Source organism: uncultured Wocania sp. (assembly GCF_964021735.1).
Classification (GTDB): Bacteria; Bacteroidota; Bacteroidia; order Flavobacteriales; family Flavobacteriaceae; genus Wocania_A.
Window position 1 is genome coordinate 1 of the sequence record NZ_CAXIBN010000183.1, and the last position, 6167, is coordinate 6167.

Genomic DNA, 6167 nt, shown 5'->3' on the forward strand with positions numbered 1-6167 from the left:
ATATCAACAGGAGCATCAGCCAAATATTTAGGATTAGAATCTGAACAAAAATATTTAAAGCTTGGTGGTGGTGTTTCGGCTTGCGCAGTTTGTGATGGATTCTTCTACAGAAATCAAGAAGTAGTGATTGTTGGCGCAGGAGATTCGGCTTGCGAAGAAGCACATTACCTGTCAAAACTTTGCAAAAAAGTAACAATGCTAGTGCGTAGAGATGAGTTTAGAGCTTCTAAAATTATGGCAGCACGAGTGAAGAACACTGAAAATATAGACATACTATTTAATACTGAAACTGATGAGGTTTTGGGCGACGGACAAGTAGTTACTGGTGTACGCGTATTTAATAATAAAACCAATGAGAAACAAGATATTCCAGCAACAGGATTTTTTGTAGCTATTGGGCACAAACCAAATACTGATATTTTTAAGGATTACTTAAAACTAGATAAAACAGGATATATTATTAATGTACCAGGGACCTCAAAAACTAATGTAGATGGAGTGTTTGTATCTGGAGACGCAGCTGATCATGTTTACAGACAAGCAGTAACAGCAGCAGGAACAGGTTGTATGGCAGCATTAGATGCGGAGCGTTATTTGGCGGCAAAAGTGCACTAAGTTTTAGAAAGTTATCTTAGTTATGCTAAAATTTTAAATTTTAGTTTGATTAGAAAAGCTACTAAGTAATGTTTATCAATGATTAACGTAACAAAAGTTACTTAGATATAGTCTTAAAAAAAGTATCATTGACACTATTTTAGTTAAGCAATTATAACTTATGGTCAATACACCTAAAAATATTTTCAACAATAAAAAAAGCACATCAAATCTTGAAGCCTACTTTAAGCCTTTTCGAGATGAAATTATAGGCATAAACCAAGAGTTTGAATCGCCTTACGGTAAAAAGAAAATCATTTATGCCGATTGGACAGCCAGCGGAAGACTTTACAGGTCTATAGAAGAAAAATTATTAAATGATATTGGCCCCTATGTAGCTAACACACATACAGAAACCTCTATTACAGGCTCTGCAATGACACTGGCTTATCATAATGCGAGAAACATTATTAAGAAACATGTAAATGCATCAAAAGATGATGTTTTGATTACGGTTGGTACAGGTATGACGGGAGCCATTAATAAGTTTCAACGAATCTTAGGCTTAAAAATTAATGAGAATTTAAAAGACCATACTCAAATTCCGGAAGAGAAACGCCCTATTATTTTTGTGTCTCACATGGAGCATCACTCAAATCAAACTTCATGGTTAGAAACCATTGCAAGAGTAAAAGTAATTCCTTCAAATAAAGCAGGTTTACCCTGTATAAACAAGTTAAAAGAATTACTAGAAGCGCATAAGGACTGTCCAATAAAAATCGCCGCTATTACAGGCTGTTCCAACGTTACAGGTATTCGAACAAATTATTACGAAGTAGCTAGCGTTATGCATCAAAATAACGGTTTATGCTTTGTAGATTTTGCATGTTCTGCACCCTATGTAAATATAAATATGCACCCAGAAAATGAAGATGAATATTTAGATGCTATTACCTTTTCTCCGCATAAATTTTTAGGTGGTCCTGGAGCTTCAGGTGTTTTAATTTTTAATAAAAAACTATATAAAAATTTAGTACCAGATAACCCTGGTGGCGGTACAGTAAATTATACAAATCCGTGGGGTGACCATGATTATATAGATGATATTGAAACTAGAGAAGATGGAGGCACCCCTGGGTTCTTACAAGCTATTAAAATAGCTTTATCCATTCAATTGAAAGAAAAGATGGGTGTACAGAATATTTTAGATAGAGAGCATGAGTTAAATGCCATCATATTTGAACGTCTTAAAAGAATAAAAAATCTACGTATTCTAGCAGAAAATCATACTGATAGACTAGGTGTGTTTTCATTTTATATTGATGATGCTCATTACAATTTAATTGTAAAACTTTTAAATGATAAATTTGGAGTACAAACTAGAGGCGGTTGTAGTTGTGCTGGAACTTATGGTCATTATTTGTTGAATGTAGACGAGCAAACATCAAAATCTATAGAAAAAAAGATACTTGACGGGTGTTTCATCGAGCGTCCAGGTTGGGTGCGTATGTCTATACATCCAACCATGACAAACGAAGAGGTTAATTTTATTTGTGATGCTATAGAGGTCGTTTCTCAAAATTTTAATGCATGGGGAAAAGACTATGAGTACAATGCTATTAAAAATGAGTTTATGCATAAAGGAGATCATGATATTGAAAAAGAAATTATTAAAGATTGGTTTAGTATATAGTAAATTACAAATATGTCTGATACTGTAAAAAATGATAAAATCAAGAACTCCACATTTCTATAAAATATAGTATTTAATAAAATAAATTGTGAAGCTTTCTTATTAGTAATTATATAAAGTATTCAGTAGTAGCTTTAATTTCTTTTAAAACAAAATAACTTTCCAAAACACCAATGTTTTCAATTTTAGATAATTTTAATCGAACAAACTCATGATATTCGTCAAGACTTTCAAGATTTATTTTTAGGAAAAAATCTACCTTTCCAGCCATATGATAGCATTCTTGTACTTCCTTTAATGCTTTAATTTGCATATCGAATTTATCTATAAAGCCTTCGTTATGGTAGCGTAAGGATACCATACAAATTGCAGTTATAGGTATATTCAAGAAATTTTTATTTAGCAGTGCCACATACTTTTTTATATAGCCTCGTTTTTCTAATCTCCTTATGCGTTCGTATACAGGTGAAGCAGTGAGATTAAGCATTTCTGCGACATCTTTAGTTGTTTTTTTAGAATCTTTTTGAAGAATTCTTAGAATATTTAAATCGGTTTCATCCAGTCTTTCCATTTGAAGATAAAATTACTTTTTTGAATGTATTATTAATATCTTTTTAAGTTATTATTGCTTTAATATCTCTAATTAAAAGATAAAAATACTTATTTTTTATTTATAAGAAGATTAATTAACTATATACCTAATGAAATTTATAATTTTATCTTTTCGAAATTTTATATATAAATGAATCAAGACGTTATATTAATTACAGGAGCTAGCGGTCAATTGGGTATCGTTTTAACAGAAAAGCTACAAGAAAAATATGGTATTGCTAATGTAATAGCTACCGATTTAAGATGTAACACAGAATTTAAAGGTCAATTTGAAATACTTGATGTTACAGATTTTGATGCCATAAAAACTATTGTTTTAAAATATCAAGTTACCCAAATATATCATATGGCAGCTATTTTATCTGCAAAAGGAGAAGGCTCACCTTTAAGCACTTGGGATATAAATATGAGCACTTTTTTTAATGTATTAGAAGTATCTAGACTTAACCAGGTAAATAAAGTATTTTTTCCAAGCTCAATTGCTGTATTTGGCGATAATATCCAAAGAGAAAATACGCCACAATCACCAAATTTAACACCAACTACCGTTTATGGTATTAGTAAAGCTGCTGGCGAAAATTGGGCGAACTATTACTATAAAAAGTACGGATTAGATGTGCGTTCCCTTAGATATCCAGGGGTTATTGGGTACCAATCTTTACCAGGAGGCGGAACTACAGATTATGCTGTAGATATTTTTCATAAAGCAGTAAACAATGAAGCGTATGAATGTTTTTTAAATGCTACAACCATGTTACCTATGATTTATATGGAGGATGCCATTAGAGCAACTATTGAATTGATGGATGTTCCAAAAGAAAAAATAACTATTAGAACGTCTTACAATATCGCTGGTATGAGTTTTAACCCTAAACAATTAGCTTTATCTATAGAAAAGAGTTATCCTAATTTTCAAATGACTTACCAACCAGATTTTAGACAAGATATTGCAAATTCTTGGCCTATGAGTATTGATGATTCGCAAGCAAAAAACGATTGGAATTGGCAACCGAAATACAATTTAGAGCTTATGACTGCAGATATGCTAAAAAACTTAGAAAATAAATACAACAGCAATCCAATAACGATATAAATTATGTACGGAACTATAAAAAATGATTTAATAAAAGAGATTGAAACTATAAAATCTAGTGGACTTTATAAAAATGAACGTGTAATAACCTCAAAACAAGGAGCAGAAATAAATACAACGATTCAAAAAGAGGTTCTTAATTTTTGCGCTAATAATTATTTAGGATTAGCGGCTCATCCAGAGGTTATTGATGCAGGAATTGAAGCTATTAAAACTCACGGATTTGGATTATCCTCGGTTAGGTTTATATGTGGGACCCAAGATATTCATAAAGAATTAGAACAGAAAACTGCTCAGTTTTTGGGTATGGAAGATTGTATTTTGTACGCCGCCGCATTTGATGCCAATGGCGGGTTATTTGAGCCTTTACTGTCTGCAGAAGATGCTGTTATTTCTGACGCGTTAAATCATGCTTCTATTATTGATGGGATTCGTTTATGCAAAGCAAAAAGGTTTAGATATATACATAATAATATGGATGATTTAGAAGAACAGCTAAAACAAGCAAGCTCATCTAGACGCAGATTAATTGTAACTGATGGATCGTTCTCAATGGATGGTACCATTGCGCAATTAGATAAAATATGTGATTTAGCTGATAAATATGATGCTTTAGTAATGATAGATGAATGCCATTCGACAGGTTTTATGGGAGCAACTGGGAGAGGCGTGCATGAGTATCATAACGTGATGAACCGTGTAGATATTGTTACAGGCACATATGGTAAGGCTTTAGGTGGTGCTTCAGGTGGATTTACAGCTGCTAGAAAAGAAATAGTTGATATTTTAAGACAGAATTCACGCCCTTATCTATTTTCAAATACTTTGGCACCAGCTATTGTTGGAGCTACATTAAAAGTATTAGATAAAATATCAAACACAACTGAATTAAGAGACAAACTAGAAGATAACACAATGTATTTTCGTTCTGAAATGACAGTGGCTGGTTTTGACATTGTTGAAGGTACACATCCCATAGTTCCAATTATGCTTTATGATGCTAAAATTGCTCAAGAATTTGCAAAGCTTTTATTAGATGAGGGTATTTATGTTATTGGCTTTTTCTTCCCTGTAGTACCTAAAGGAAAAGCTAGAATTAGAGTACAGTTATCGGCAGCCCATGATAAAGCACATATTAAAAAGGCTATTGATGCTTTTGTAAAGGTTGGAAAGAAATTGGATGTTATTTAATATTTAGAGTAAGTTTTAAATGTATAATATACGTTTACTAAAGGACAATTAAAATTTGACATGGTTTATTGATTAACTTTGTATAATTTTGGATCACTATTATTGACCCGCCCTAAAAGGGTACAGGCATAAAATTAATTAGTAAGAAAATATAGGTAGATATTTTTTAGGTTAAACGACATATCACACCTAACAATCTAGCTAATACTGACTTTGCAATAAAAATTTTAGTTCTTGAAAGCAATATATTTATAATTAAAAAAAATGTGTAAATTTATGTTGTATTGTTTAGCAGAGGTACTTATATTTGCACCGCTCAAGAATGAAAACATTTTTTGAGTAATTGGTTAAGGGCTCTTAGCTCAGCTGGATAGAGCACCTCCCTTCTAAGGAGGCGGTCGAAGGTTCGAATCCTTCAGGGCTCACTTAAAGCTTCACTATTTGTAGTGAAGCTTTTTTGTTTTTAAGATTTACCTTAAATTATTAAACATCCATAACTAAAACTTGATGTCCAAGGAAATGATTAAATGGATGTTGCACGTGACAGTTAAAAAGCAATAAATATAAACACATGAAATTATTTGTTTGATTAGTTATAATATTTACTAGTTTAGCAATAGAATACTATGAAAAATTTTCTTCTATTTATTTGCATTATACTATCAAATAGTATCTATTCACAAGAATCCTCTATTGCTACTAAATTCAGCGAAGATGGTACTTTATACGATAGCTTAAGTGCATCTTCTACATCTTTGTCTCAATTTAAAAAGAATGAAGATTGTATTGTAATTAGTTACTTAGGAAAAGATATTTATAAAGTAAAATATAAAGAATGGGTAGGAGTTTTAAACTCTGATTTTTTGTTGATTAATGAAGAAATGATGGATTTATATTATGACTTTCAAGAAAAAGAAAGAATTAAGGTTATTGAAGAAAGGGAAAATAGAAAGAAAAGGCTACAAGAGATAATAAGAAATAGCC

General features: G+C 31.6%; 6 protein-coding genes and 1 tRNA gene. 6 read left to right on the top strand and 1 reads right to left on the bottom strand.

Annotation, left to right across the window (positions count from 1 at the left end; all coding sequences use genetic code 11):
• On the top strand, nucleotides 1-615 hold a 615-nt coding region (locus tag AADI82_RS13015), incomplete at its 5' end, for an FAD-dependent oxidoreductase (RefSeq protein WP_341216861.1).
• 160 nt (nucleotides 616-775) lie between these two features.
• A complete protein-coding gene (locus AADI82_RS13020) occupies nucleotides 776-2287 on the top strand; it encodes an aminotransferase class V-fold PLP-dependent enzyme (protein WP_341216862.1) in 1512 nt (503 codons plus the stop codon).
• Between the two features lie 109 nt (nucleotides 2288-2396).
• Here the strand turns inward: AADI82_RS13020 and AADI82_RS13025 are convergent, their stop codons facing one another.
• Nucleotides 2397-2858: an Lrp/AsnC family transcriptional regulator gene (locus AADI82_RS13025; protein WP_034044594.1), complete on the bottom strand. Its 462-nt coding sequence runs from the start codon at nucleotides 2856-2858 to the stop codon at nucleotides 2397-2399.
• Nucleotides 2859-3029: 171 nt separating this feature from the next.
• Between AADI82_RS13025 and AADI82_RS13030 the strand changes: the two genes are divergently transcribed.
• From AADI82_RS13030 to AADI82_RS13045, 4 genes are all read left to right on the top strand, one after another.
• Nucleotides 3030-3992, top strand: a complete 963-nt coding sequence (locus tag AADI82_RS13030; RefSeq protein WP_341216863.1) for an NAD-dependent epimerase/dehydratase family protein — start codon at nucleotides 3030-3032, stop codon at nucleotides 3990-3992.
• A 3-nt stretch (nucleotides 3993-3995) separates the two neighbouring features.
• On the top strand, nucleotides 3996-5183 hold the full coding sequence (kbl, locus tag AADI82_RS13035; protein WP_341216864.1) for a glycine C-acetyltransferase: 1188 nt from the start codon (nucleotides 3996-3998) through the stop codon (nucleotides 5181-5183).
• Between the two features lie 351 nt (nucleotides 5184-5534).
• A tRNA-Arg gene (locus AADI82_RS13040) sits at nucleotides 5535-5608 on the top strand.
• A gap of 201 nt (nucleotides 5609-5809) precedes the next feature.
• The coding region (locus tag AADI82_RS13045) for a hypothetical protein (protein WP_341216865.1) at nucleotides 5810-6167 on the top strand (358 nt) is incomplete at its 3' end.